Raw genomic sequence first — 24,106 nt, forward strand, 5'->3', positions numbered from 1 at the left:
CCCGCCCCCGCGGGTGCGGGGGCGGGCGCCGGTCGGACGGTGACGACGGTCAGTCGTCGCCCTGGAAGTAGCTCAGCAGGCGCAGGATCTCGATGTAGAGCCAGACCAGGCTGACCAGGATGCCGAAGGCGGCCACCCAGGAGTAGCGCTGGGGCAGACCCATCCGGACGCCGTCCTCGACCTCCTTGAAGCTGAGCACGAAGCTCAGCGAGGCGACGACGATGCAGACCAGGCTGAACCCGATCGCCAGCGGGCTGCCGTCGCGCAGGCCGGTGTTCACGCCGAAGAGCGCGAACACGAGGTTGATCAGCATGACGGCGAAGAGACCCGCCATCACGGCGATCATGCCCTTGACGAACTTCGGGGTCGCCCGGATGACCTTCGCCTTGTAGAGCATGGCCATCACGAAGAAGACACCGAACGTGGCGGTCACCGCCTGGACCACGATGCCGTCGTAGAGCGAGTTGAAGAACTTGCTGACCATGCCGACGAAGACGCCCTCGACGACGGCGTACGCGACGACCAACGCCGGGTTCGCCATCCGGGAGAACGAGATGATCAGGCCGAGGACCAGGCCGACCACCGCCGCGCCGATCCAGGCCGCGCCGAGCAGGGCGTCGGGCACCAGCACCCAGGCGGCCGCGGCGGAGACGCCGAGGATGCCGAGGAGCGTGACGGTCTTGACCACCACGTCGTCGATCGACATGGTGTTGACGGTCGGCGGGGCCGCCGGGTAGCCGGCCTGCGTCGGGTACTGCTGCGGATAACCGGGCTGTCCGTACGGCCCGGTCGGGGCGTACCCGGCGGAGCGCTCCCGCTCGGCCGCTTGGCCGAGCCGGGCGAGCACCGGGTTCGAAGTCTTCACTGTCAGGCCTCCCTCAGGGGGTCGTTGCACGTGAACGTGCACCCTCAAGAGTAAACGCCCAGGGCAGTCCCGTGGAGATCGCCAAGCTGAGCGGAAGCTGAGAGTGCGGGTGCCCGGGGCGGGGGTCGAACCCGCACGCCTTGCGGCAGCCGCTTTTAAGGCGGCCGTGTCTGCCGTTCCACCACCCGGGCGGGTGACACCGCGCGGGTCGACACGCGTGGTGCAGTGTCACGGTAGCGGGTCGCCGGCGACCCGGCGTACCCCGGCGGGCGGGTCGCACTAGGGTCGAGACCGTGAGCAGCGCAGCCCCCACGGCCCCCGACGCCGTTCCTGACCAGGCTGTCCTCGCCGCCGACCGGCCGCCCCGCCGGCTCTGGCCGGCGCGCCTGCTGACCGCCGTCCGCCGTCGCCGGACGGACGTCACCGTCGCGCTGCTCTTCGTGGCGGTGGCCGGCTGGCTCACCCACGGGCTCTGGCCCGACCCGGCGGCGCGGGTGCTGGCGCTCAACCCGGAGGACCAGGCCCTCTACGAGTGGTTCCTCGCCGTCGACTCCCGGGCGCTGCTCGGCGACTTCGACCTGCTCACCCGGCGGCTCAACGCGCCGGACGGGGTCAACCTGATGACCAACACCACGGTCATCGCGCTCGGGGTGCTCCTCGCCCCGGTGACCCTGCTGTTCGGCGCGCCGCTCACCTTCGCCCTGCTGGCCGTGGCGAACCTGGCCGGCACCGCCATCGCCTGGTACCTGCTCTTCACCCGGGTGCTGCGCGCCCGCCGGGTCGCCGCCGCGCTCGGGGCGGCGCTCTGCGGCTTCGGCCCGGGGATGGTCTCGCAGACCAACAGCCACCTGCACATGACCGCGCAGTGGCTGGTTCCGGTGATCGTCTGGCTGGTGGTCCGCCTGCTGCGGGCCGCCGACCCGGCGGGCACCCCCGACGGGCCGGACCGCCGGCGGATGGTCAGCTCGGCCGTCGGCCTGGCGGCGGCGGTCACGGCGCAGGTCTTCGTCGGCGAGGAGGTGCTCTTCCTCTGCGCGGTCACGCTGCTGGTGATGGCGGTCACCTACGCGGTGGCGGACCGGAACCTGGCCCGCCGCGCCCTGCCCGGCTTCGCTGGCGGGATGCTGCTCGCCGCCGGGCTGGCCCTGCTCGTGCTGGCCTGGCCGCTGTGGTTCCAGTTCGCCGGCCCGCAGGGCGTCGCGGACGGCATGTTCAGCCCGCACTACTTCTCGGCGGACCTGCGCAGCTGGTGGACCATCTCGCCGCTGTCGATCGCGGGCGGCGACGGGGCCGCCCGGCTCACCACCGGGCCGGCCGAGTACAACACCTTCCTCGGGCTGCCCCTGCTGCTGGCCGCCGCCGCCTGCGCACTCTGGCTGGGCCGTCGCCCGCTGGTCGTCGCGTGCGTGGTCGGGACGCTGGTGACGGGGGCGCTGTCGCTCGGCCCCCGGGTGGTCGTCGACGGCGAACGCACCGCCGTGCCGGGCCCGTACGCCCTGCTCTCGGGGCTGCCCGTGGTGGACGGTGCGCTGCCGATGCGGTTCGCCCTCGCGGTGCTCCCGCTGGTCGCCACGCTGCTGGTGCTGGCGGTCGACCGGGCGCTGCGCGGCGCCGGCCCGGCCCGCCGACTGGTGCCCGCCGGGGTCGCCGTGGCGCTGCTGCCGCTGCTGCCGACCCCGCTGCCCACCGCCGAGCGGCCGCCGCTGCCCGAGTTCGTCACCGGCGGGCACTGGCGCCAGTGCGTCGAGCCGGGCGGGGTGCTGGTGCCGGTGCCGCTCGCCACGCCCAAGCAGCCCTGGCCGATGCGCTGGGCGACCGCCGCCGACGCGGCGTTCGGCATGCCGGAGGGCTTCTTCATCGGCCCGTACGGCCGCGACGGCACGGCGGCGATGGGCACGTACTCGCAGCCCACCTCGGTCCTGCTCGCCGAGGTCGCCAAGCGCGGCGGGCAACCGGTCGTCGACGACGGACAGCGCCGGCAGGCCGCGGAGGACGCGGAGTTCTGGGGCGCCTCCTGCGTGGCGCTGGCCGTCGACACGCCGCACGCCGACAGCCTGCGCGGCACGCTGGAGCAGCTCTACGGGCCCGCCACCCGGATCGCCGACGCCTGGACCTGGCGCGTCTGACCCGCACCGGGTCGCGCGGCCGCAGCCCCGCGCGCCGACGACCGGACATGCGAAAGCCCTCTCCACCCGGAGGCGGAGAGGGCTTCGCGTGCTCCGTCAGGCGGCGCGGCCGGCGCCGACCGGCTGGGACGCCTCGGCGAACTCCTCGCGCGGATCGTGCAGCTGACCGAGGGCGACCACCTCACGCTTGAGGACGAACGCCAGCGTCCAGTCGACCACGACCCGGACCTTGCGGTTGAACGACGGGATTCGGCTCATGTGGTACGTCCGGTGCATGAACCACGCCGGCCAGCCGGTCATCTTGATCCCGTACACCTGGGCCACGCCCTTGTGCAGGCCGAGGCTGGCGACGCTGCCAGCGTGCTTGTGCTTGTACTCCACCGGCTCCCGGCCGCGCACGACGTTGACGATGTTGTCGGCCATCCGGGCGGCCTGGCGGACCGCGTGCTGGGCGCTCGGCGAGCAGTAGTTGCCGGGCTCCTTGGTCAGGTCCGGCACGGCCGCGCAGTCACCGGCGCTCCAGGCGCCCTCGACCACCCGGTCGCCGTCGACCACCTGGAGGGTCGGCAGGCAGGTGACCCGCCGCCGCTCGTCGCGGGGGAAGTCCGTCGCGTCCAGCATCGGCGACGGCTTCACGCCGGCCGTCCAGACGATGGTGTCGGAGCGGAAGCTGTCGCCGTCGGAGAGCTTCACGACCCCGTCGAGGCAGGACTCCAGGCGGGTGTCCAGCCGGATGTCCATGTTCCGCTTGAGCAGCTGCTGCACCGTGTAGGCGCCCATGTCCCGGTCGACCTCGGGCAGCACCCGCTGGGTCGCCTCGACCAGCACCCAGCGCATGTCCTCCGGCTTGAGCTCCGGGTAGTACTTCAGCGCGTCCCGGGCCATGTCCTCCATCTCGGCGAGCGCCTCGATGCCGGCGTACCCGCCGCCGACGAAGGTGAACGTCAGCGCGGAGCGCCGGACGGCCGGGTCCGGCGTGGCGGCGGCCACGTCGAGCCGGTCCAGCACGTGGTTGCGCAGGTAGATGGCCTCGCCGATGGTCTTGAAGCCGATGCCGTGCTCGTGCAGGCCGGGGATCGGCAGCGTCCGGGACACCGAACCCGGGGCGACGACCACGTGGTCGTACGGGATCTCCCGGGTGGGGCCGCTGATGGGCTGCACCACGGCGGTCTTGCGGGCGTGGTCGATCCGGGTCACCGTGCCCGCCACCACCTTGCACCGCCGCAACTCCCGCCGCAGCGGCACCACGGAGTGCCGGGGCGAGATGTTGCCGGCCGCCGCCTCGGGCAGGAACGGCTGGTAGGTCATGTGGGGCTGAGGGTCCACCACGACGACCTCGGCCTCTCGGGAGCTGAGCTTCTTCGACAGGCGCAGGGCCGCGTAGAGACCGACGTGCCCGGCACCCACCACAAGGATCCGCTTCGGGTTCACGTCATCTATCTTTCCCCGCGCGGCCCGGCTAATCCCGCTCGCGCCCCTTCTCTGTGACGGAGCACAACCCCTGTGACCTGCACGACTTCACCCGAAAGGGGCTGTCACCTGCGGCGCAGCAGCCACCCCAGCAACGCCGCCACCGCCACCGCCACCGCCAGCCCGACCACCGTCGCCGCCTGGTGTCCGGCGTCACCGGCGAGCCCGCCGACCTCGACCAACAGCACACCGAGCACGAAGGTGGCCAGCAGCACCGCGCCCGCCCGGGCCAGCCACCGCACGATCAGGTCGGGGTCGACCACCGCGTCGTACGGCAGCACGGCGGCCAGCGCGCAGAGGGTGTGCGTGAGGTAGAGCACCGCCGCCACGGCGAGCAGCCGCCAGAGGGCGATCGGCCGGCCGTACCCGTCGGTGGCGACCAGCCAGCCGCCGACCGTGACCAGCGCCGCGAAGGTCGGCCAGACCCGGCGCGGCCCGACCGCCGGCAGCACCGCCACCGCCAGGAGGGCGAGCAGCGGCCGCCCGAGGAGCACCTCCGACGGGTACGCCAGCACGAGGCCGACCAGCACGGTGAGGAAGATGCCGGCGCGCACCAGCAGCGGCGTCAGGCTGATCCGGGTGGCGGCGTGGCGCAGCGCCCGGACCCGCTCGGTGACGGCGTTCATCGAGGCCAGCCTCCGTTCGCGACCGCGGGACTCCGCTGCGCTGCGTTCCTCGCGCTCACCGGTGCCGCCCTTCGTTCGCGACTGCGGGACTCCGCTGCGCTGCGTTCCTCGCGCTCACCGGTTGTTCACTCTCGGGGCGGTCGCCAGGCGGGCCACGTCCCGCAGCACCTCGTCGAGGCTGCCCGCGCCGGCCCAGCGCACCACCGGCACGCCGTGCTCCCGCAGCTGCCCGATCATCGTGTCCCGGTCCAGCCGCCACAGCCGGTACGCCACCTCGGCCCAGCCCCGGTCCTTCGGCGGGGCGAGGTCCGCCGGCAGGGTGTCCACCGCGACCACGAACCGCCCGGAGCGGGCCAGCCGGGCGAGCATCTGCGCCGACCGCTCGTCGAGCAGCGGGGTGAGCACCACCACCAGCGCGTCCGCCGAGAGCAGCTGCGGCCCGAACACCTGGTCGTACGGCTCGTGCGGGGAGGACTCCGCCCGCACCTCCAGCAGCCACTCCAGGACGGTGAGGTACTGCCGGCGGCCGGTGGCCGGGCGCAGCCGGCGCGCGGCCGGGCCGTACTCGAGCATCGATACCCGGTCGCCGCGGTGCAGGTAGTGCTCGGCGATCGCGGCGGCGGCCCGGACGGTGGTGTCCAGCACGGAGGCGGCACCGGAGACGCCCCCCGAGCGGCCCGCCTCGGCGAGCACGTCGAGCAGCACCACCACCTCGGCGTCGCGGTCGGACAGGGTGGCCGCCACGTGCAGTTGCCGGGCGCGCAGCGAGACCCGCCAGTCGATGCGGCGCAGCCGGTCCCCCGGCGCGAAGACCCGTACGCCGGCCAGCTCGCCGCCCTCGCCCGGCCGGCGCGAGTGGTGCGCGCCGACCAGGCCGGCGGCCCGGGGCATCGCCTCGACGGCGTCGAACGGCTCGGTCTTCGGGTAGACCCGCAGCCGGGCCGGCTCGGCGATCACGGCGCGGGAGACCAGCAGCCCCTGCGCGGCGGCCACCCGTGCGCCCGCCGGGCCGACGGGGTGCCGGCCCCAGCGCAGCGCCCTGCCGGTCAGCTCCAGGTCCACGGCCGCGGCCGTCGGGACGGCCGTCACGAAGGGCCGCTCGGCGACGGACGGGACGGCCGCCGAACCCGCCCCGGACGCCGCGGTCGCCGCGGTCGCCCCGGCGATCGTCGCCCGCTCGATGCGCAGCCACGGCGAGACCCGGCTGCGGATGACCGCCACGTCGTAGTCGAGCAGGTCGGGGTTGCCGACGGTGACCGTGCCGGTCAGCTCGCCGCCCTCGACCAGGTGGCCCTCGTCGGCGGAGATCCAGACCTGCGGCAGGGCGGTCGGCCGGCGGCGCAGCGCGTACGCGGTGCCGATCGCGAACGGGGCGGCCAGCACGACCAGGTCGACCCGGCCGAGGAGCACCCCCGCGATCAGCAGCAGCCCGGTCAGCAGGACCGCCCGGCCCAGCGCCCAGGTGGGCGCCCAGCCGGCCGCGGGCTCCGGCCCCTGCGGCGACGACTCGACCCGGGGCGACACGGCGGGCGCGACCATCAGTGCCCGGGGCCGGCGGCGTAGCTGGGCAGCGCGCCGCTGGCGGGGGCCGGGGTGGCCTCCAGCACCTCGCCGACCACGAAGGACGGGTCGACGCGGCGCAGCCACATCTCCGGGCGCAGCGTGATCCGGTGCGCCAGGGCGGGCGCCGCGACCTCCTTGACGTCCTCCGGCACCACGTAGTCGCGGCCGGCCATGACGGCCCGTACGCGGGACAGCAGCAGCAGCGCCAGCGAGCCGCGCGGCGAGGCGCCCACCAGCACCGACGGGTGCTCGCGGGTGGCGGCGGTCAGCGCGACGATGTAGCGGCCGATGGAGTCCTCCACGACCACGTCCTCCAGCGCGGCCTGCATGGCGCGCAGGGTCTCGGCGTCGACCACCGGTTTGATGTCCGCCTCCTCGCGGCGGCGGGCCATCCGCCGGCGCAGCACCTCCCACTCCTCCTCGGCCTCGGGATAGCCGAAGGAGACGCGGAGCAGGAACCGGTCGAGCTGCGCCTCCGGCAGCGGATAGGTGCCCTCGTACTCGATGGGGTTGGCGGTGGCCAGCACGTGGAACGGCTCGTCCAGCTTGTACGTCACGCCCTCCACCGAGACCTGCTTCTCCTGCATCGCCTCCAGCAGGGCCGACTGGGTCTTCGGCGGGGTCCGGTTGATCTCGTCGGCGAGGAGCAGGTTGGTGAAGACCGGCCCGGCCCGGAACGCGAAGTCGCCGCTGCGCTGGTCGTACAGGAACGAGCCCGTCACGTCGGCCGGCAGCAGGTCGGGGGTGAACTGGAGCCGGCGGAAGTCCAGCCCGAGCGCCTGCGCGAAGGACCGCGCGGTCAGCGTCTTGCCGAGGCCCGGCAGGTCCTCCAGCAGCACGTGCCCGCCGGCCAGGATCCCGGCGAGGACCAGCTCCAGCGCGTCCCGCTTGCCGACCACGACCTGACCGACCGCCTCGAGCACCGACCGGGCGAGGTGGCCGACCTCGGCGGCGGGCATGCTGCGGTCCACGTCGTTCATATCTTCTCCAGTTCGGCGACGATCGCCGCGAGGTCGCGCGGCGACGGGGGGCGGCGGGAGGGGGTGCTGAGGAAGGCCCAGAGCCGGTCGCCGAGCAGGGCCCGGGCCCGCTCCGGGTCGGATTCGCGGGTCAGGCCGTGGCGCTGACGCAGCCGCTCGTCGGCCAGTTCGCCGATCCGGGGCAGGATCCGCTCGGCGAACCGCTCCCGGTCCTTACCTGCCCAGTCCAGCGGCCGTTCCCAGCCGTTGATCGCGGCGCGCAGCGCGTCCCGGGCGCCCCAGTTCCAGGTGCCGTCGTCGTCGGCGGCCGGGCCCCGGCTCCCCGAGCGGGGCGGGGGCGGGGGCGCGAGGGCGGCGACGACCCGGCGGACCAGGAACAGCGCGACCACCCCGGCCACGAGGACCGGCAGGGAGACCCGGAGGCCGACCACGCGCAGGCCGGCGACCAGCACGACCACGACGGCCGCGACGCCGGCCAGGGTGCGGAGCACCTGACCCGCCCGTCCGCCCCGGGACCGCTCGACGGGCGCCGGCCGCTCCTCCTCGAAGCTGAGCAGGTCGTCGATGCTGGTGCTGCTCACCGCGCCCCCTCGCCACGCCGGGCGGGTGCCGGCCACGCCCCGGTCACGTGGGCACCCGTCCCGGTCACGCGGACACCTCGGCGTCGTCGACCACAACGGTCAACTCGCCGCGCAGCCGGCGCAGCGCCGCCCGGGCCTGGTCGCGGGTGCGCTCGTCGACCTCCCGGGTGGCGTACCGGGCCTCGCGGTAGACGTGCGCGAACTCGGCCAGCACGTCGGTGCTGGCGATGGCCGGGACCCCCGCCGACGGGTCGCCCCGCAGCAGGCGGGTGACCAGGTCGGTGGGGGTGTCGCCGGCCAGCCGGGGCACGCCGGCCCCGGCGGCGGCCTCCTCCAGGCGTACCCAGCAGGCGATCACCGCCGTACGGGGATCGGTGTCCCGGTCGTCCAGCTCCTCCAGGCCCGCGTCGAGGGCGGCGGCCACCTCGCGGGCGGTGCCCTCGGGCGTACGCCGGGGCCGCCGGGCCGGCAGCGCCCGGGTGGTGCGCCGCATCGCGCCGCGGACCAGCGCCCAGGTGAGGTAGCCGAACGCGGCGAGCAGGGCCAGCCCGAGCAGTACGACGACGGCGGTGACGACCCACTGCGGGATCCGCGTCCCGGTGGTCTCGGCGGTGTCCCGGGGCTCCACGGGGATCGAGGGGACCGGCTCGGCGGTCGGATACTCCGGGATGTAGGGGATGTTGTCGGCGGCGGGCGGGACCCGGCTGGCGCCGATCGACGAGTGGGCGGACGCCAGCGCGGCGACGGCCAGCAGGAGCACCACCGCCGCGACCGGCCACCACCTGCGCAGGACGCTGAGTTCCATCGAGGGCTACCTCCGGGCCACCAGGGCGGGTCGCACGGTCCGACGCGTCGCGTCCGTCATCGCCACCGCCCCCGCGCCTCAGTCCACCCCGGCCAGTTCCTTGGCCCGGGCGAACACGTCGTCCAGCATCCCTGGTGTCAGCCGCCCGGTGAAGGTGTTCTGCTGGCTGACGTGGTAGCAGCCGAGCAGCTCCGGCGCGCCCGTGCCGGACCAGTGTGCCCCATGGCCGAACGCCGGTCGCGGGCTGGGCGGGCGCTGGCCGTACACCTGGCGCAGCACCGGCCACCACGCGGCCCACGCGAAGGCGCCCAGCGCGACCACGACGCGCAGGGTGGGCCGGATCAGCGTCACCTCGCGGTGCAGCCACGGCGCGCACGTGTCCCGCTCCTCGGGGGTGGGCTTGTTGTCCGGCGGCGCGCAGCGCACGGCGGAGAAGATCCGCAGGTCGCGCAGGGTCAGCCCGTCGTCGGCGGCGACGCTGGTCGGCTGGTTGGCCAGCCCGGCCCGGTGCAGCGCGGCGAACAGGACGTCACCGGAGCGGTCGCCGGTGAAGATGCGGCCCGTGCGGTTGCCGCCGTGCGCGGCGGGCGCCAGGCCGAGGATGGCGATGCGCGCGTCGGGGACGCCGAGACCGGGCACCGGGCGGCCCCAGTACTCCTGGTCGCGGAACGCCGCCCGGCGGGTGCGGGCCACCTCCTCCCGCCACCGCACGAGGCGGGGGCAGGCGAAGCAGTCGCTGACCTCCGCGTCGAGGTCGGCCAGGTCGGTCGCCCGCGCGGCGCGGGCGACCACCTCGTCGGGCGTACGGGGCTCAGCCAAGCTTGGCCCGGAAGAGTTCGAGGGTGCGGGCCCAGGCGGTGGCGGCGGCGCGCTGGTCGAAGTGCTCCGGCCGGTCCTCGTTGAAGAAGGCGTGCGAGGTGCCCGGGTAGTCGTAGGTCTGGCAGGTGCCGCCGGCGGTCTCGATGGCGCGACGGACGGTCCGCACGCCGTCGGCGGCGGAGGTGCCGTCCTCTTCGGAGCAGTGGATGAGCGCCGCCTTGCCCGCGTAGTCGGCCCACTCGGAGCGCATCCCGTCCCAGGGCAGCCGGGGGTAGAAGGCGGCGGTGGCGACGATCCGCTCGGAGCGGCTCGCCGCCCAGAGGGCCAGGCTCGCGCCGGCGCAGAAGCCCGCGCAGCCCACCTTGCCGGTGACCTCGGGCCGCCCGGTGAGGTAGTCCGCCGCGCCGGCGATGTCCGCCGCCGCCTCGTCCATCTGCGAGCTGTTCAGCATCTGCCGGGGCTCACTCGGCTTGCTGGCCGGGCCGCCGTGCCGGAAGTCCGGGGCGAGGGCGACGAAGCCGGCCTCGGCGAAGCGGTCCACGACCGCCCGGACGTGCGGCACCAGGCCCCACCAGTCCTGGATGACGATGACCGCAGGGCTGGTCGCACCGCCGGAGGGTATCGCGAGATACCCCTCGCTCGTCCCCCCGTTGCCGCGGTAGCTCACCATCTCGCCCATCGGCTGTCCTCCTAGCGGTCAGTCATCGTCGGCTGGTCGCACAGTGGTGCTACGTGCCGGTAGCCTGCCACGCCGTGAGCGCCCCGGGGAAGACGCCGGAACAGTGGCATTCACCTCCTGTTCGCCCCCCGTCTCCACGGACGCCGTCGGCGGTGTCGTGGTGCCGGGCGATCAGGCCTTTTTCGTCAGGCAGAGCAGGTAGCCGGTCTTGCCGGGCTCGATGCTGTAGTAGACGTAGCCCTCCTGCCCCTCCTTGATGTACTGCCCGCACGCCTCGCCGGAGCGGGCCTGCGCCTGGGTCTGCCCGTCGACGCGGCCGACCACGTTGTAGATCGCGTCGGTGGAGGTGCACTCGACGACCTTCGCGCCGTCGACCTTCTCCTCCTTGGTGCCGGTCACCTCGGGCAGTTCGGCGATGCAGTCGCCGACCTTGGCCTCGGCGGTCTCGTCCTTGTTGAAGAAGTTGCCGATGACCGAGCCGATGCCGAACTTGAGGCCCGCGACGACCAGGAACACGACGATCGCGCCCACGATGCCGAGCAGCTTCTTGGACCCGGACTTCTCCGCCGGGGGCGGTGCCTGGACAGCCGACGGGGGCTGGGCGGCGTCCGGCGCGGGGGGCGGTGCGACCTGCTCTGACACGCGTTTTCCTTCCGGGGGGTGAGTGAGCAGACGACACCGTAGCGACCGGGACCGACAGCCGTTGCCCCGCTGGACTCATCCGTTCAGCTATTTCCCAGCTTCACGGCATGACCCGCTTCACGTCCGGTTCGGGGCCGGCGTGCCGGTCGGGGCCGCCGTCGGCGCGGATCCCGTGGTCGGGGTGCCGCTCGGGGCGGGCGTGGGCTCGGCCGGGCCCTCCGACGCGGTGGGTGGCGGCAACGGTGGCACGCCCGTCGACGGCAGGGAACCCACCGGCGCCCGGGGCGCGAACGGTGCCTGCTGCGGACAGTACGGGTAGGAGCGCAGCAGCGGGTTGCCGAGGCCGTTCGGGTCCCGCGCGTCCAGGCAGTCCGGGTAGCCGAGGCGGATCGGGTCGCCGTTCTGGTCGAAGAGCCGGGCGTTCTCCACCAACCGGCCCTCGCTGTCGTAGACGAAGACGTCCCGGACGTGGTCGTACCGGTCGTTGATCGAGGTCTGCTCGTAGCCGAAGTCCCCGCCGCCGACGCGGCCGTTCATGTCCGCCAGGCCGACCAGCCCGAAGATCACCAGCACCGCGGTGCCGGCGTGCAGCATCCGCCGCTTGGGCCGGGTCAGGCCCGGCGTGTGGTGGCCGAGCCAGATCGAGGCGAGCACGCTGCCGGCGAGCAGCACCAGGCCGGCCAGCGTGCTGCCGTTGAGCTCGGGCAGCACGCCGAACGTGTCGCCGGTCGTGACCACCGTGACGAGCATGGCGGCCAGGTAGCCGCGCAGCACCCACCACGCCGGCCGGAGCAGCCGGAGGAACTCGCTCGCCGTGGCGTACCCCAGGGGTGGTCCGAGTTGGACGTCCCAGCGGTGCGCCCGCGCGCGGATCCGGTCCACGGCGGGACCGAGGCGCCGGTCCAGGCGGCGCCCGCCGGTGGCGGCGACGCCGACCCCGGCGGCGGCGCGCAGCTCGGCCGCGTACGCCTCGGGCTCGCCGAGCCGGTCGACCAGCGAGCCGTCGGCCTCGGCGGCGACCTCGGCGAGGTGCTCCGGCAGGTCCTCGGTCAACTCGTCGCGGTGCGCCGGCGGCAGGTCGGCCAGCGCGGCCCGGACCCGTCCGGCGTAGTCCGCGATTTCCTGCTCCGTGACGGTCATGCCGCCATCCCCCGATCGTCGAGCAGTGCGTCCATGGTGGTGGCGAACGAGCGCCAGAGCTTGCCGGAGCGGGTCAGCTGGTCCCGGCCGGCGGCGTTGAGGGAGTAGTACTTGCGGTGCGGGCCGGACTCGCTCGGCACGACGTAGGTGGTCAGCAGGCCGGCGGCGTAGAGCCGGCGCAGCGTGCCGTAGACCGAGGCGTCGCCGACCTCCTGCAACCCGGCCTCGCGCAGCCGGCGCAGGATGTCGTAGCCGTAGCCGTCCTCCTCCCGGAGCACGGCGAGGACCGCGAGATCCAGTACGCCCTTCAGCAGTTGTGTGGTGTCCACGCAATGCACACTAGTACGCAATGCGAAGTACCGTCAAAGGAACGCGCCGCCGCGGGTCAGGCCGCGTCGTTCGAGCTGACGGATGTGCCCTGTCGGCTGCTGCCACACCGGGTCTGGCGTGCGGACGGCCCAGGTTCAGGCGGGTGTCAGGCGCCAGTAGCCGAGCGGGTTGTGGAAGAGGTCGTCGGTCTCGTGGCGGTCGTCCGGGCGGTGCTCCAGCAGCCAACGCGGGGAGTCGGCGCTGAGGCGGAACCCTTCGCCGTCGGCCATCTCCGCCGCCCGCTCGTCGGTCAGGAGGTAGAGCGCCAGCGTGTCCAGCAGGGTGACGCGGTCCTCGACCCCGCCGTCGGTGGCCGGGGTGGCCAGCAGTTCCACGTCGGGCGCGCCGAGCAGATGCATGCCGCAGCTGTACAACGACTCGCCGGCGCGGATCGGTCGCTTGACCGAGGCGCGGTACAGCACGCCGGCCAGCTCGACGTCCGTCGTCGCGGCCGCCGCCTCGTCAGCCAGGGAGAGCCACCGGTCCCGGCCGTGCGCGACACCGTTGCTCTCGTTCTTCACAGCGGTGGCACCGGAGCGGAGGAGCGCGGCCGACACGGCCAGCGCCGCGCGCGAGACCTCCAGCAGCGTCGGCCGCAACAGCTCCGGCGGCATCGTGACCGCCCGCAGGGGCCGGGACAGCACGTACGCGACGCTGTCGTGCGCCGATACCGCCTCCCAGTCGGCGTCGGTGAAGCTGGCGCCGGCCAGGCTCGCCTCGAACGCGTAGGACATCCGCGGGTCGTGCTCCCGCTCGGAGTACTCGTCGTCGAGCGTGAAGCCGGCCGCGGCTCCCGCCTCGGCCGCGACCTTGCCCACCGTGTCGAAGTCCAAGCCGGCGCCGAGCACGCACAGCACCGGACGGGGCAACAGCTGATCGGGATCGGCGAGCATGGCGAGAACATACCGGTACCCCCCGTCGCGCAACGGGACCTGAGGTCCGATGGGTACGGCGCCGGCGCTATCGGTCCGCCGGAGCGGGGCGGAATGTTCGCCGATAGGCACGCGGCGACACCCCGGTGGCGGCCAACAGGTGCTGCCGGAGCGAACCACCCGAGCCGAACCCGGCCTGCTCGGCGACCCTGTCGACCGGGAGGTCCGAGCTCTCCAGCAACTCCCGGGCGCGTTCGACCCGCTGCTGGGTGAGCCAGGTCATCGGGCTCACCCCCACTTCGTCCTGGAACCGCCTGCTGAATGTCCGCACGCTCATGTTCGACCGGGCGGCAAGCTCAGCCAGGGTCAACGGGCGATCGAGGTGTTCGAGCGCCCACACTCGGGCCTGTGCCGTCGTCGAGTCCGCGTCGACCATCGGGCGCCGGATGTACTGGGCCTGGCCCCCGTCGCGCCAGGGCGGCACCACGCAGGAACGCGCGGCCTCGTTGGCGATCTCGCTGCCGTGGTCCCGGCGAATCATGTGCAGGCACAGGTCGATTCCCGCCGAGACGCCCGCCGAGGTGAGCACGCTGCCATCGTCGATGAAGAGGACGTCGGCGTTGACCATGAGGTCCGGGTACAGGCCCTGGAGGCGGTCGGACTCACGCCAGTGGGTCGTCACCGGGCGTCCGTCGAGGAGGCCCGCCGCCGCCAGGACGAACGAACCCGTACAGATCGCCATCACCCGCGCGTCGGGGCGGACGAGCCCCAGCGCGTCCCGCAGCGGCACCGGAAGGGCCTTCGCCTCGCCCCACTGCCGCCCGCTCGCGGAGGGCGGGATCACCACGGTGTCCGCCCGGGCCAGCGCGGTGCGGTCGTGGTCCACGGCGATCGCGAAGTCGGCCGAGGTGTCGACAGGGCCGCCGTCGAGCGAGCAGGTGGTCACCGAGTACAGCGGCTTGCCGTCGGAGTCGAGGGCGGCGCCGAAGAGGCGCGAGGGGATGGCCAGCTCGAACGGGACGACGCCGGGAAGCGCGAGCACAACGACGCGATGCATGGCCAGATCCTGACACATGTTGTCCATCTGGCCGCGGCAGCGGCAGCGCCCCTCCGGAGATGCTGGACGGGCACGGCCGCCTCACGCGGCCGGCACGACAGGTGAGGAGTTCAGTGACAACCAGCTCAGGGCGAGCGCCGTACCGGATGCTCGCCGTCAGCCAGGACGCGGCCGGGGCACCCGACGTCCTGAAGATCATCGAGATGGCGCGTCCGGTCCCCGCACTCGGCGAGATCCTCGTCCGGGTCCACGCCGCGGGGGTGAACCCCACCGACTGGAAGACCCGCGCTCGCGGGCGGTTCGCCACCGGCGCACTCCCCCCGTTCGTCCTGGGCTTCGACGTCTCCGGCGTGGTCGAGGAGGTAGGGCCCGGGGTGACCCTGTTCGCGGCGGGCGACGAGGTGTTCGGCATGCCGCGCTTCCCGCATCCGGCGGGCGCGTACGCGGAGTTCGTGACCGCACCCGCCCGGCACTTCTGCCGCAAACCGGCGAACATCGACCACACGACCGCCGCCGCGCTGCCCCTGGCGTCGCTGACCGCGTGGCAGGCGCTCGTCGACACCGCCGACATCCAGCCGGGCCAGCGCGTCCTCGTCCATGCCGCCGCCGGCGGAGTCGGGCATCTGGCGGTGCAGATCGCCAAGGCCCGGGGCGCATGGGTCGTCGGCACCGCGAGAGCCGGCAAGCACGACCTTCTTCGCGGACTCGGCGCGGACGAGTTGATCGACTACACGACGGACGACTTCGGCGTCGTCCTCAGAGACCTCGATGTCGTGCTCGACACCATCGGCGGGGACTACACCGCGCGCTCACTGCGCACCCTGCGCAGGGGCGGGATCCTCGTCTCCCTCCTCCCCGTGGCCCCGGACTTCCCCGCCGACCTCGCCGAGGAACTCGGCGTCCGCGCCACCCGGCTCCTCGTCGAGCCCGACCAGGCGGGCATGAAGGCGGTCGCGGACCTGGTCGCCCGCGGGCAGCTGCGGCCACTCGTCGACACGACTCTCCCGCTGAGAGAGGCGGCTCGCGCCCACGAGCGCGGCGAGACCAACAGCACCACCGGAAAGATCGTCCTTTCCGTCATCGCCTGAGGCCCGCCCTCGCACCCGCCCGCGAGGGCGGTAACCCAACCACGTCACGCACAGAGGAGTTCCATCCGCATGAGCAACGCGACACGTACCAACACGGCCGCCGTCGTCGAATCCTTCTTCGCGCGGTTCGGCGCCGGCGACGTACCAGGACTGGTCGACCTCTTCGCCGACACGTTCGACCTCGTGGTCGGCGGGACCCCCAACATCCCCTGGTCCGGGCGGCGCTCCACCCCGGCCGAACTGCCGGACTTCTTCGGCTCGTTCGGACGCGTACTCGGACCGGCCCAGGAATACGAGATCACGACGACGGTCGTCGACGGGGAGAACGCGGTCATGCTCGGACACAACAAGTTCGAGGTCCTCGCCACGGGGAGGTCGTTCACCAACCACTTCGCCCTGCACATCGCCGTCAGGAACGGCAAGATCACGACCTATCACATGTACGAGGACACCTACGCGATCGACGCCGCGTTCGCGGGCTGAGTCGCGGACCGGCTGACCGGGGTCGAGCCGTGCGGTGATCGAAACCGGCGACGGATCCGATCACCGCACGCCGCGCCGCACCGCCGTCGTGGCGCGGTCTCGAGGTTCTCCCGGGCGGTTCAGGCCAGCGACCAGGCGATGCCGTCGAGGATGTCGTGCTCGGAGGCGACCACCGAGTCCATCCCCGCCCGCTCCATGATCACCCGGAGCACCAGGGCACCCGCCCCGATCACGTCCGCCCGGCCCGGGTGCATCACCGGGATGGCGAGCCGCTGCTCCCGGCTCTTGCCGAGCAGGTCGGCGGTCACGTCGGCCACCGCGTCGTGCGACACCCGGGCGTGGTGGATGCGGCCCGGGTCGTACTCCTGGAGGCCCTCGGCGATCGCGACCACGGTGGTGACGGATCCGGCGAGCCCGACCAGCGTGGCGGCCTGCCGGCCCGGCACGGCCTCCAGCGCCCGCTCCACCGCGACCGCGATGTCGGCCTGCGCGGCGGCGACCTCGTCCAGCCCTGGCGGGTCCCCGTGCAGGTGCCGCTCGGTCATCCGGACACAGCCGATGTCCATCGAGATGGCCGCCTCGACGCCGCCCGCGCGGGTGCCGACGACGAACTCGGTCGAGCCACCGCCGATGTCGATGACCAGGTACGGCTCGCGCGCGTCGGCGGGCAGCCCGCGCACCGCGCCGGTGAAGGAGAGCCGCGCCTCCTCGTCGCCGGTCACCACCTCGGGCGCGACCCCGAGGGTGCGCTCGACCATCTCGCGGAACTCGGCGGCGTTGGAGGCGTCCCGGGACGCCGACGTGGCGCACATCCGGACCCGCTCCGCGCCCAGCTTCTCGATCTCGGCGGCATAGGAGGCCAGCGCGACCCGGGTGCGTTCGATCGCCTCCGGGGCCAGCCGCCCCGTCTTGTCGACGCCCTGGCCGAGGCGGACGATCTCCATCCGCCGGCTCAGGTCGGCCAGCGGCGCCTCCGGACCCGCCGAGGCGTCGGGCAGGTCCGCGACCAGCAGTCGGATCGAGTTGGTCCCGCAGTCGATGGCGGCCACACGCGTCGTCACGGCAGCAACCCTACGTCAGGCGCGGGCGGGCGGCAGGACGCCGTCGCGGCCGAGCAGTTCGGCGCCGAGCGGCGTCAACCGGTGCAGCACCGCCCCGCCGTCCCGCACGCTGCTGACCAGGCCGGCCGCCCGCAACGCGCCCGCGTGCTCGGACGCCGAGGAGAGGCTGATCCCGACGGCCCGCCCGAGCGTCGTGGTGGTGTGCCGGCCGGGGCCGCCGAGCCGGCGCAGCACCGCCGCCCGGGTGGCGCCCAGCAGGCGGCCGAGCGGATCGGCGACGCTCGCCTCGACCCGGCGCGGCATCGGCGCGGGATACACCACCAGCACGGGCCGGTCCGGCTCCACCAGCACCCGGGGATGCGGCCCGGCCAGCGGGGAGGGCAGCAGGAGCAGGCCCTGGCCGGTGCCGGAGACCGTCGCGCTCCACCACGTCCGCACCGTCAGCGTCAACGTCGACGCCTCCCACCGGATCGCCGGGTGCAGCGCGTTCAGCAGCCCGTCCAGCCCGTGCGCCGCGAGGTGCCCGGTCGCCTCGGCCACCTGGTGCCGGTGCACGTCCGTCAGATCGGCCCAGTGCGGCGCGAGCACCGCGTCGTGCCAGGTGCCCAGGGCCCGGCCGAACAGGCCCATCGTCTCCCCGTCGGCCTCGGCGAACCGCCTGCGCAACGGCGTCTCGGCCAGGTCGGCGTACGCGGCGGTGACCTCGGCCCGCACGCGCCGGACGGGGACGGCCCGGATCGCCTCCAGGCCGGCGGCGACCGACTCCAGGCCGTCCAGCGGGGTGAGGAAGTCCGGCAGGCGACCGCGCGCGGGCAGCAGGTGCCGCAGCACCGAGGCGGCGGAGCGGACCCGGCCCGTCGCCGTCGCCGCGCCGGCTGCGGGGCCCGGCGCCGTCCGGGCCGCCTCCGCGTCGTACAGCGCCTGACAGGCCAGCATGGCGGTGCCCACCGGGTGCAGACGGTCGGCGAAGCGGACCCGGCACAGGTCCGCCGGGCCCAGGCGGAGACGAAGCATGCCAGCAGACTGCCTCCCTTCGGCCTGGACCGAAAGGGTTGCCCCGCCGGGGTCGTCCAGTCCAGTGTGGACCGCGGGTCACGGAGGGGGGCGGGGCGTGCGACGGACGGTGGCAGTGCTGACGGGGCTGGTTCTCGCCGTCGTCGCCACGGCGTGCGGTGGGGACCGGGGTCAGTCCCGCGCCACGCCGGCCCCGTCGCCTTCGGGGGCCGTCGAACGCCCCGCTGCCGGCGACCACCGGCTCACCCTGCCGCACGGCGGGGCCGACCGCCGCTACCTGCTGCACGCCCCACCCGGCTACGACCCCGGCCGGCCCGCCGCGCTGGTGATCGCCCTGCACTTCTATCCCGGCAGCGGCGCCCGCCTGCGGGAGATGGTGGGGCTGGACGCCGTGGCCGACCGGGAGAACTTCCTGGTCGCGTACCCGGACGGGCGCGACGGCGGCTTCAACGCGCTGATCTGCTGCGGGACGACCGACGACGTGGGCTTCCTCAAGGACCTCACCGCCCACCTCGTGCGGACGTGGCGGGTCGACCCGGACCGGGTCTACCTCACCGGCATCTCCAACGGCGGGGACATGAGCTTCCGCGCCGCCGTCGAGGCCGAGGGGCTCTTCGCGGCGATCGGCGTGGTCAGCGGCGGCTACAGCGGCCCCCGGACCGCCCCCGAGACCTACGTGCCCAGGCGACCGGTGTCGGTGATCACGTTCATCGGCGGGCAGGACCGCTACGCCGACGTCTTCACCGAGGGCGTACGGACCTGGCAGCGACGGCTGCGCTGCACACCGGCGTCCGGCGCGCCCCGGCGGGCGCGCCGCGCGTCACCCGCGCCGACGCGCGGTGCGGCGACGGCAGCGACGTCACCGTCTACACCGTGGCGGACATGGGGCACTCGTGGCCGGGTGCGCCGACCGGCGAGCTGGCCGCCCCCGACGCGGGCCTTGTCGCCACCGAGCTCATCTGGGACTTCTTCGCCGCCCACCCGCGCCGGAGCTGAGTCAGAGCCGCAGCAGCATGCGGGTGTTGCCGAGGGTGTTCGGCTTGACCCGTTCCAGGTCGAGGAACTCGGCGACGCCCTCGTCGTAGGAGCGCAGCAGCTGCTCGTAGACCGGCTGCGGCACGGGCGCGCCGTCGATCTCGGTGAACCCGAACGAGCCGAAGAACCGGGTCTCGAAGGTGAGCACGAAGATCCGGGCCACCCCCAGCTCGCGGGCGCCGTCGATCAGCTCCGCGACGATCCGGTGGCCGAGCTTGCGCCCCCGGCACGACGGGTCGACCGCCACCGTCCGGATCTCGGCCAGGTCCTCCCACATCACGTGCAGCGCGCCGCAGCCGACCACCGCGCCGTCGCCGGCGCGGACCGCGACCCTGAACTCCTGCACGTCCTCGTAGAGGGTGACGGTGGCCTTGCTGAGCAGCCGCCGGTCGTCGGTGTAGGTGTCGACGAGCCGCCGGATGCCGCGCACGTCCGAGGTGCGGGCCCGCCGCACCACGATCTCGTCCGTCCCCGCCGCGTCCTCGTTCGCGCCCGTCATGGTCAGTCCGCCGCCGGCACGTCCACGCAGGGCCCGGCCGCCCACCACTTCTCCACCAGCTCCAGCGTCTCGTCGCCGAACGGGTTCACCCCGGGCCCGGCCCCGAGCGCGTGCCCGAGGTGCACGTGCAGGCACTTCACCCGCCCGGGCATCCCGCCCGCCGAGATGCCGGCGATCTCCGGCACCTCGCCGATCGCGTCCCGGCGCGCCAGGTAGTCCTCGTGCGCGGCGCGGTAGCGCGCGGCCAGCTCCGGGTCGGCGGCCAGCCGGTCCGCCATCTCCTTCATCAGCCCCGCCGACTCCAGCCGGCTGCACGCCGCCGTCGCCCGGGGGCAGGTCAGGTAGAACAGCGTCGGGAAGGGGGTGCCGTCGGCCAGGCGCGGGGTCGTCTCCACCACGTCGGGCAGGCCGCAGGGGCAGCGGTGGGCCACGGCCCGGGTGCCCCGGGGCGGGCGTCCGAGCTGCGCGGCCACCGCGGCCAGGTCGGCCTCGGTGGCCGGTTCACGCCGCGGCGGGGGTACGGAGGCCGCCGCCGGCTCCCGCGGTGGTACGACAGTCACGATGCTGGTCTCTCGTTCGATGCTCGGGTGGTGCTCACCTGTCGGGCTGCTCGCCGTTGGCGGCCTGCACGCTCGACCAGAGGGTGTCGTACCAGGAGGCGGGGGTGACGGGCGCCGACGGGGCAGCGGACGAACCGGCGTCCCGGGCGGCGCCCTCCGGGTCGGAGAGCACCACCAGCAGCGTCTCGCCCGGGGGGCCCATGAAGAACCGCTCCCTGGCCTGGATCTTGATGTATTCCGGGTCCTGCCACTTGGCCGCCCGCTCGGAGAGTTCCTCGATGGCCTTCCGCTGGGCGGCCTGCGAGGCCTCCATCCGTTCGATGTCGGCCTGCTGGTCCAGGTAGACGCGCACCGGGTAGGTGTAGGCCAGGGCGAGCGCGATCAGCACCGCGAAGAGCACGGTGGCCCGCCCGGTGAAGCCCCGGGAGCGGGGCGCGGAGAGCCGTTTGACGGTGCCGGCGGCCGTACGACGGGCCGCGGCGGGCCGGCTCGCGGAGCGTACGCCCTCCGCGCCCCGGGTCGCCCCCGGCGCGCGACCGGCCGTGGCCCGCGACTCGGCGCGGACGCCGCCCTCGCGGACCGACGTCCGGGCGCCCCGGGCCCCGCCCGGCCGACCGGTGTGACCCGGCCGGCGGGCGGGGCGCTGACCGCCCGGTGTGCGGCGCTGCTGCATCGTCACACCCCTCCCCCGAGGCCTCGCGCGTCTCAGGCGGAACGGTAGCGCGGGAAGGCGCCCGCCCCGGCGTACCGCGCCGCGTCGGCCAGCTCCTCCTCGATCCGCAGGAGCTGGTTGTACTTCGCGACCCGGTCCGAGCGGGCCGGGGCGCCGGTCTTGATCTGGCCGCAGCCCGTGGCCACCGCCAGGTCCGCGATGGTGGTGTCCTCGGTCTCGCCGGAACGGTGGCTCATCATGCACTTGAAGCCGGCCCGGTGGGCCAGGTCCACCGCGTCCAGGGTCTCGGTCAGCGAACCGATCTGGTTGACCTTGACCAGGACGGCGTTGGCGGCCCTCTCGGCGATGCCGCGGGCGATCCGTTGCGGGTTGGTGACGAACAGGTCGTCGCCGACGATCTGGATGCGGTCGCCGAGCGAGGCGGTCAGCGTCTGCCAGCCGGTCCAGTCGTCCTCGGCCAGCGGGTCCTCGATCGACACGATCGGGTAGTCGCCGGCGAGCTTGGTGTAGTAGTTGCTCATCTCCTCGGCGGTCTTCGCGGTGCCCTCGAAGGTGTAGGTGCCGTCGTCGAAGAACTCCGTGGCGGCCACGTCGAGCGCGAAGACGATGTCGGTGCCGAGCCGGTAGCCGGCCTTCTCCACCGCCTCGGCGATCAGGTCCAGGGCCGCGGCGTTGGTGGGCAGGTTCGGCGCGAAGCCGCCCTCGTCGCCGAGGCCGGTGGAGAGCTCCTTCTTCTTCAGCACCGACTTGAGCGCGTGGTAGACCTCCGCGCCGGAGCGCAGCGCCTCGCGGAAGCTGGGCGCGCCGATCGGCGCGATCATGAACTCCTGGATGTCGACGTTCGAGTCCGCGTGCGCGCCGCCGTTGAGGATGTTCATCATCGGCACCGGCAGCAGGTGCGCGTTCGGGCCGCCCAGGTAGCGGAAGAGGCTCAGCTCGGCGCTGCCGGCCGCCGCCTTGGCCACCGCCAGGGAGACGCCGAGGATGGCGTTCGCGCCCAGCTCGGACTTGCTGTCGGTGCCGTCGATGTCGAGCATCTTCTGGTCGATCAGCCGCTGCTCGCTGGCCTCGTAGCCGATCAGCTCGTCGACGATCTTGTCCTCGATGTTCGAGACCGCCTTCTCGACACCCTTGCCCTGGTAGCGGTCGGCGTCACCGTCGCGCAGCTCGATCGCCTCGAAGGCGCCCGTGGAGGCGCCGGAGGGCACCGCCGCCCGGGCGATCGTGCCGTCGTCGAGCCCGACCTCGACCTCGACGGTCGGGTTGCCCCGCGAGTCCAGAATCTCCCGCGCGACGATTCCCTCGATGGTTGCCACTGAGTCGCTCCTCGTTAGTGTGTTCCGGTCCGGTATGGGCCGCGACGGTGCGGCTGAGGCAGTTGTTGAACGCAGCGTATCGGGCGACGCTCGGACGCGGGCGGTCCGGGCGCTCGCCGGCCCGGCCCGAAACCTGCCTCCGGGCAACGCTTTACACGGACATTCCCGGATTCTCGTGTCTCAACCGGCAACGGGTTTGCGCGCGGTTGACCCGATCGGCCAGGCTGATCGCCATGCCCGCCGCCTCGACCACCCTCCGCATGCTCGCCGTGTCGGTCATCGCGTCGCTCACGGTGACCGGTTGCCAGACCCTCGACGACGCCGGCCGGGCGATCGGGCGGGCCGACCTGGTGAACGACATGGCCGCCCGGCTCGACCGGGCGCTGGAGCTGACCTACTCCGCCGACTACCAGCTCCCCGGCGGGCAGACCGCCACCATCGCCCAGGCCCAGGACCCGGCCCGCTCCGCGTACACCTGGCCCGGCGGCAAGCTCACCGTCACCCCCGAGGCGACGACCCGCTGCGAGACCACGGCCGGCCGGGCGACCTGCACCCTGGAGGCCCCGCCCGCGCCCAACGCGAAGCCCACGGTGGCCATGTTCACCGAGGCCAAGCAGCGGGGGCTGGTCACGCCGCCGATCGTCGTGGGACTGCTCACCACCGCCGCGCTGGACCCGGAGGCGGTGATCGCCCAGAGCGACACCACCCTCGCCGGTCACCACGCCACCTGCGTCGACGTGGAGCAGTCCGCCGGCGACTTCACCGCCTGCGTGACCACCGAGGGGGCGCTGGGCAGCTTCACCGGTCAGGTCGACGGCAGGCAGGTCGAGCTGGCGCTGAGCCGCTACCGCGAGACGGTCGACGGCACCGCGTTCGACCTCCCGCCCGGCGCCGGCGTCGTGGACCGCCGCCCGGCCAGCTCGTGACCGATCCCGTCGGCGGGTTCGTGCCCGGAGCCGACCGGAGCGCCGCGCCCGCGCCCACCGACCTGGCCGTGCCGGTCGCCGGACGCAAGCTGCTGACCACGCCCGACGGCGCCTTCCCCCGGGTGGGCGACCTGCCGGACGACACCGCGTGGGTGCCGCTCGGCACGCTGGACGGCGTGCCCGCCTGGGCCGCCGACCTCGACGGGGCCGAGGACCGCCCCGGACGCGGCTGGGCCTCCCTCGCCGCCGAGCTGCCCGGTCCGCTCGCCGCGCTCGCCGGCCGGGCGCTGACCGTGGTCACCTGGCGGCGCACCCACCGCTGGTGCGGCGCCTGCCGCGCGGAGCTGGCCGACGTGCCGGGCGAGTCGGCCCGCCGCTGCCCCGGCTGCGACCTGTACGTCCCCATCCGGCTCTCCCCGGCGGTGCTGGTGGCGATCACCCGTCCGGGACCCGCCGACCGCCCGGCGGAGCTGCTGCTGGTCCGGCACGCGTACGGGCCGACCGGGATGTGGGCGCTGGTCGCCGGGTTCGTCGAGGCCGGCGAGACGCTGGAGGCGGCGGCCCACCGCGAGGTCGGCGAGGAGGTCGGGCTCGCCCTCGACCGGCTGACCTACTTCGGCAGCCAGCCGTGGGCGATGTCCGGCCCCGGCGTCCTGCTCACCGGCTTCACGGCGACCGCCGCCGACGCGGGCGCCGAGCCGGTGGTGGACGGCCGGGAACTGACCGAGGCGCGCTGGTTCCCCCTCGACGGGCTGCCGGCGGCGCTGCCGCCCGCGTACTCCATCTCGCGCTGGCTGATCGACGCGACGGTGACCTCCGCGCGGCGCTGAGCCCGCCCCTGTCGGCGGGGCCCCGCC

26 protein-coding genes, 1 tRNA gene and 1 pseudogene are annotated in these 24,106 nt (G+C 74.1%); 7 read left to right on the forward strand and 21 right to left on the reverse strand.

Annotated elements, in window-relative coordinates; genetic code table 11:
- Positions 1-49: 49 nt before the first annotated feature.
- Entirely contained in the window at positions 50-865 is an 816-nt protein-coding gene (locus ACSNN9_RS00785; protein WP_357867955.1) for a Bax inhibitor-1/YccA family protein, read from the reverse strand.
- Positions 866-975: 110 nt separating this feature from the next.
- A tRNA-Leu gene (locus ACSNN9_RS00790) sits at positions 976-1,056 on the reverse strand.
- Positions 1,057-1,158: 102 nt separating this feature from the next.
- On the opposite strand from ACSNN9_RS00790, the gene ACSNN9_RS00795 reads away from it, so the two are divergent.
- Entirely contained in the window at positions 1,159-2,991 is a 1,833-nt protein-coding gene (locus tag ACSNN9_RS00795; RefSeq protein ID WP_436670689.1) for a hypothetical protein, read from the forward strand.
- Positions 2,992-3,087: 96 nt separating this feature from the next.
- Here ACSNN9_RS00795 and ACSNN9_RS00800 read toward each other — a convergent pair whose 3' ends face one another.
- The 13 genes from ACSNN9_RS00800 to ACSNN9_RS00860 all read right to left on the reverse strand — a co-directional run bounded on the left by ACSNN9_RS00800 (position 3,088) and on the right by ACSNN9_RS00860 (position 14,594).
- A complete protein-coding gene (locus tag ACSNN9_RS00800; protein WP_436670690.1) occupies positions 3,088-4,422 on the reverse strand; it encodes an NAD(P)/FAD-dependent oxidoreductase in 1,335 nt (444 codons plus the stop codon).
- Between the two features lie 104 nt (positions 4,423-4,526).
- Entirely contained in the window at positions 4,527-5,087 is a 561-nt protein-coding gene (locus tag ACSNN9_RS00805; RefSeq protein WP_436670691.1) for a hypothetical protein, read from the reverse strand.
- A gap of 114 nt (positions 5,088-5,201) precedes the next feature.
- Positions 5,202-6,626 (reverse strand): DUF58 domain-containing protein, encoded by a 1,425-nt coding sequence (locus ACSNN9_RS00810; RefSeq protein ID WP_436670692.1) that lies wholly within the window; start codon positions 6,624-6,626, stop codon positions 5,202-5,204.
- Positions 6,626-7,630, reverse strand: coding sequence for an AAA family ATPase (locus ACSNN9_RS00815; RefSeq protein WP_357867969.1), 1,005 nt, complete (start codon positions 7,628-7,630; stop codon positions 6,626-6,628). The genes ACSNN9_RS00810 and ACSNN9_RS00815 overlap by 1 nt, the downstream gene beginning before the upstream one ends.
- Entirely contained in the window at positions 7,627-8,211 is a 585-nt protein-coding gene (locus ACSNN9_RS00820) for a hypothetical protein (protein WP_436670693.1), read from the reverse strand. Before ACSNN9_RS00820 ends, ACSNN9_RS00815 begins: the two co-directional genes overlap by 4 nt.
- Positions 8,212-8,275: 64 nt before the next feature.
- Positions 8,276-9,016: a DUF4129 domain-containing protein gene (locus ACSNN9_RS00825; protein WP_436670694.1), complete on the reverse strand. Its 741-nt coding sequence runs from the start codon at positions 9,014-9,016 to the stop codon at positions 8,276-8,278.
- A gap of 78 nt (positions 9,017-9,094) precedes the next feature.
- The gene (locus ACSNN9_RS00830; protein ID WP_436670776.1) at positions 9,095-9,808 is read right to left on the reverse strand and encodes a uracil-DNA glycosylase; all 714 of its coding nucleotides are present in this window, start codon (positions 9,806-9,808) and stop codon (positions 9,095-9,097) included.
- A gap of 19 nt (positions 9,809-9,827) precedes the next feature.
- Positions 9,828-10,514, reverse strand: a complete 687-nt coding sequence (locus ACSNN9_RS00835) for a dienelactone hydrolase family protein (RefSeq protein WP_358085638.1) — start codon at positions 10,512-10,514, stop codon at positions 9,828-9,830.
- A 171-nt stretch (positions 10,515-10,685) separates the two neighbouring features.
- On the reverse strand, positions 10,686-11,156 hold the full coding sequence (locus ACSNN9_RS00840) for an LppU/SCO3897 family protein (protein WP_436670696.1): 471 nt from the start codon (positions 11,154-11,156) through the stop codon (positions 10,686-10,688).
- A 117-nt stretch (positions 11,157-11,273) separates the two neighbouring features.
- Positions 11,274-12,296, reverse strand: a complete 1,023-nt coding sequence (locus ACSNN9_RS00845; RefSeq protein ID WP_436670698.1) for an HAAS signaling domain-containing protein — start codon at positions 12,294-12,296, stop codon at positions 11,274-11,276.
- Positions 12,293-12,625 carry a PadR family transcriptional regulator gene (locus ACSNN9_RS00850; RefSeq protein ID WP_357867987.1) on the reverse strand — a complete coding sequence of 111 codons (333 nt, stop codon included), beginning with the start codon at positions 12,623-12,625 and terminating at the stop codon, positions 12,293-12,295. The genes ACSNN9_RS00845 and ACSNN9_RS00850 overlap by 4 nt, the downstream gene beginning before the upstream one ends.
- 135 nt (positions 12,626-12,760) lie before the next feature.
- Entirely contained in the window at positions 12,761-13,558 is a 798-nt protein-coding gene (locus ACSNN9_RS00855; RefSeq protein ID WP_436670699.1) for a hypothetical protein, read from the reverse strand.
- 67 nt (positions 13,559-13,625) lie between these two features.
- Positions 13,626-14,594: a GlxA family transcriptional regulator gene (locus ACSNN9_RS00860; RefSeq protein WP_436670701.1), complete on the reverse strand. Its 969-nt coding sequence runs from the start codon at positions 14,592-14,594 to the stop codon at positions 13,626-13,628.
- Between the two features lie 113 nt (positions 14,595-14,707).
- On the opposite strand from ACSNN9_RS00860, the gene ACSNN9_RS00865 reads away from it, so the two are divergent.
- Together ACSNN9_RS00865 and ACSNN9_RS00870 are read left to right on the forward strand one after the other, a co-directional pair.
- Entirely contained in the window at positions 14,708-15,682 is a 975-nt protein-coding gene (locus ACSNN9_RS00865; RefSeq protein WP_436670702.1) for an NADP-dependent oxidoreductase, read from the forward strand.
- 69 nt (positions 15,683-15,751) lie between these two features.
- Positions 15,752-16,165 carry a nuclear transport factor 2 family protein gene (locus ACSNN9_RS00870; protein ID WP_436670703.1) on the forward strand — a complete coding sequence of 138 codons (414 nt, stop codon included), beginning with the start codon at positions 15,752-15,754 and terminating at the stop codon, positions 16,163-16,165.
- Between the two features lie 119 nt (positions 16,166-16,284).
- Here the strand turns inward: ACSNN9_RS00870 and ACSNN9_RS00875 are convergent, their stop codons facing one another.
- Together ACSNN9_RS00875 and ACSNN9_RS00880 are read right to left on the reverse strand one after the other, a co-directional pair.
- The gene (locus ACSNN9_RS00875) at positions 16,285-17,214 is read right to left on the reverse strand and encodes a Ppx/GppA phosphatase family protein (RefSeq protein ID WP_436670777.1); all 930 of its coding nucleotides are present in this window, start codon (positions 17,212-17,214) and stop codon (positions 16,285-16,287) included.
- A gap of 27 nt (positions 17,215-17,241) precedes the next feature.
- Positions 17,242-18,240 carry an ArsR/SmtB family transcription factor gene (locus ACSNN9_RS00880; protein ID WP_436670704.1) on the reverse strand — a complete coding sequence of 333 codons (999 nt, stop codon included), beginning with the start codon at positions 18,238-18,240 and terminating at the stop codon, positions 17,242-17,244.
- Here ACSNN9_RS00880 and ACSNN9_RS00885 point away from each other — a divergent pair.
- Both ACSNN9_RS00885 and ACSNN9_RS00890 read left to right on the forward strand, forming a co-directional pair.
- Positions 18,239-18,826, forward strand: a pseudogene (locus tag ACSNN9_RS00885) (alpha/beta hydrolase family esterase); the annotation flags it as partial. The gene ACSNN9_RS00880 and the pseudogene ACSNN9_RS00885 overlap by 2 nt on opposite strands.
- Before the next feature lie 287 nt (positions 18,827-19,113).
- The gene (locus ACSNN9_RS00890) at positions 19,114-19,236 is read left to right on the forward strand and encodes a hypothetical protein (protein ID WP_436670705.1); all 123 of its coding nucleotides are present in this window, start codon (positions 19,114-19,116) and stop codon (positions 19,234-19,236) included.
- A gap of 1 nt (position 19,237) precedes the next feature.
- Here ACSNN9_RS00890 and ACSNN9_RS00895 read toward each other — a convergent pair whose 3' ends face one another.
- The 4 genes from ACSNN9_RS00895 to eno are packed head-to-tail and all read right to left on the reverse strand — an operon-like array spanning position 19,238 to position 22,323.
- Complete coding sequence (locus ACSNN9_RS00895) at positions 19,238-19,774, reverse strand: amino-acid N-acetyltransferase (RefSeq protein WP_436670706.1); 537 nt, start codon at positions 19,772-19,774, stop codon at positions 19,238-19,240.
- Positions 19,775-19,776: 2 nt separating this feature from the next.
- On the reverse strand, positions 19,777-20,334 hold the full coding sequence (locus ACSNN9_RS00900) for a DUF501 domain-containing protein (RefSeq protein WP_436670707.1): 558 nt from the start codon (positions 20,332-20,334) through the stop codon (positions 19,777-19,779).
- A 34-nt stretch (positions 20,335-20,368) separates the two neighbouring features.
- Positions 20,369-21,007, reverse strand: a complete 639-nt coding sequence (locus ACSNN9_RS00905; protein ID WP_436670708.1) for an FtsB family cell division protein — start codon at positions 21,005-21,007, stop codon at positions 20,369-20,371.
- 32 nt (positions 21,008-21,039) lie between these two features.
- Positions 21,040-22,323, reverse strand: a complete 1,284-nt coding sequence (gene eno / locus ACSNN9_RS00910; protein WP_436670709.1) for a phosphopyruvate hydratase — start codon at positions 22,321-22,323, stop codon at positions 21,040-21,042.
- A 233-nt stretch (positions 22,324-22,556) separates the two neighbouring features.
- Here eno and ACSNN9_RS00915 point away from each other — a divergent pair, with 233 nt between their 5' ends.
- Positions 22,557-23,249 (forward strand): hypothetical protein, encoded by a 693-nt coding sequence (locus tag ACSNN9_RS00915; RefSeq protein ID WP_436670710.1) that lies wholly within the window; start codon positions 22,557-22,559, stop codon positions 23,247-23,249.
- Entirely contained in the window at positions 23,246-24,079 is an 834-nt protein-coding gene (nudC, locus tag ACSNN9_RS00920) for an NAD(+) diphosphatase (RefSeq protein WP_436670711.1), read from the forward strand. The genes ACSNN9_RS00915 and nudC overlap by 4 nt, the downstream gene beginning before the upstream one ends.
- The last annotated feature ends 27 nt before the right edge of the window (positions 24,080-24,106 follow it).

Origin of the sequence: Micromonospora sp. URMC 107 (assembly GCF_051386315.1) — a bacterium.
Classification (GTDB): domain Bacteria; phylum Actinomycetota; class Actinomycetes; order Mycobacteriales; family Micromonosporaceae; genus Micromonospora.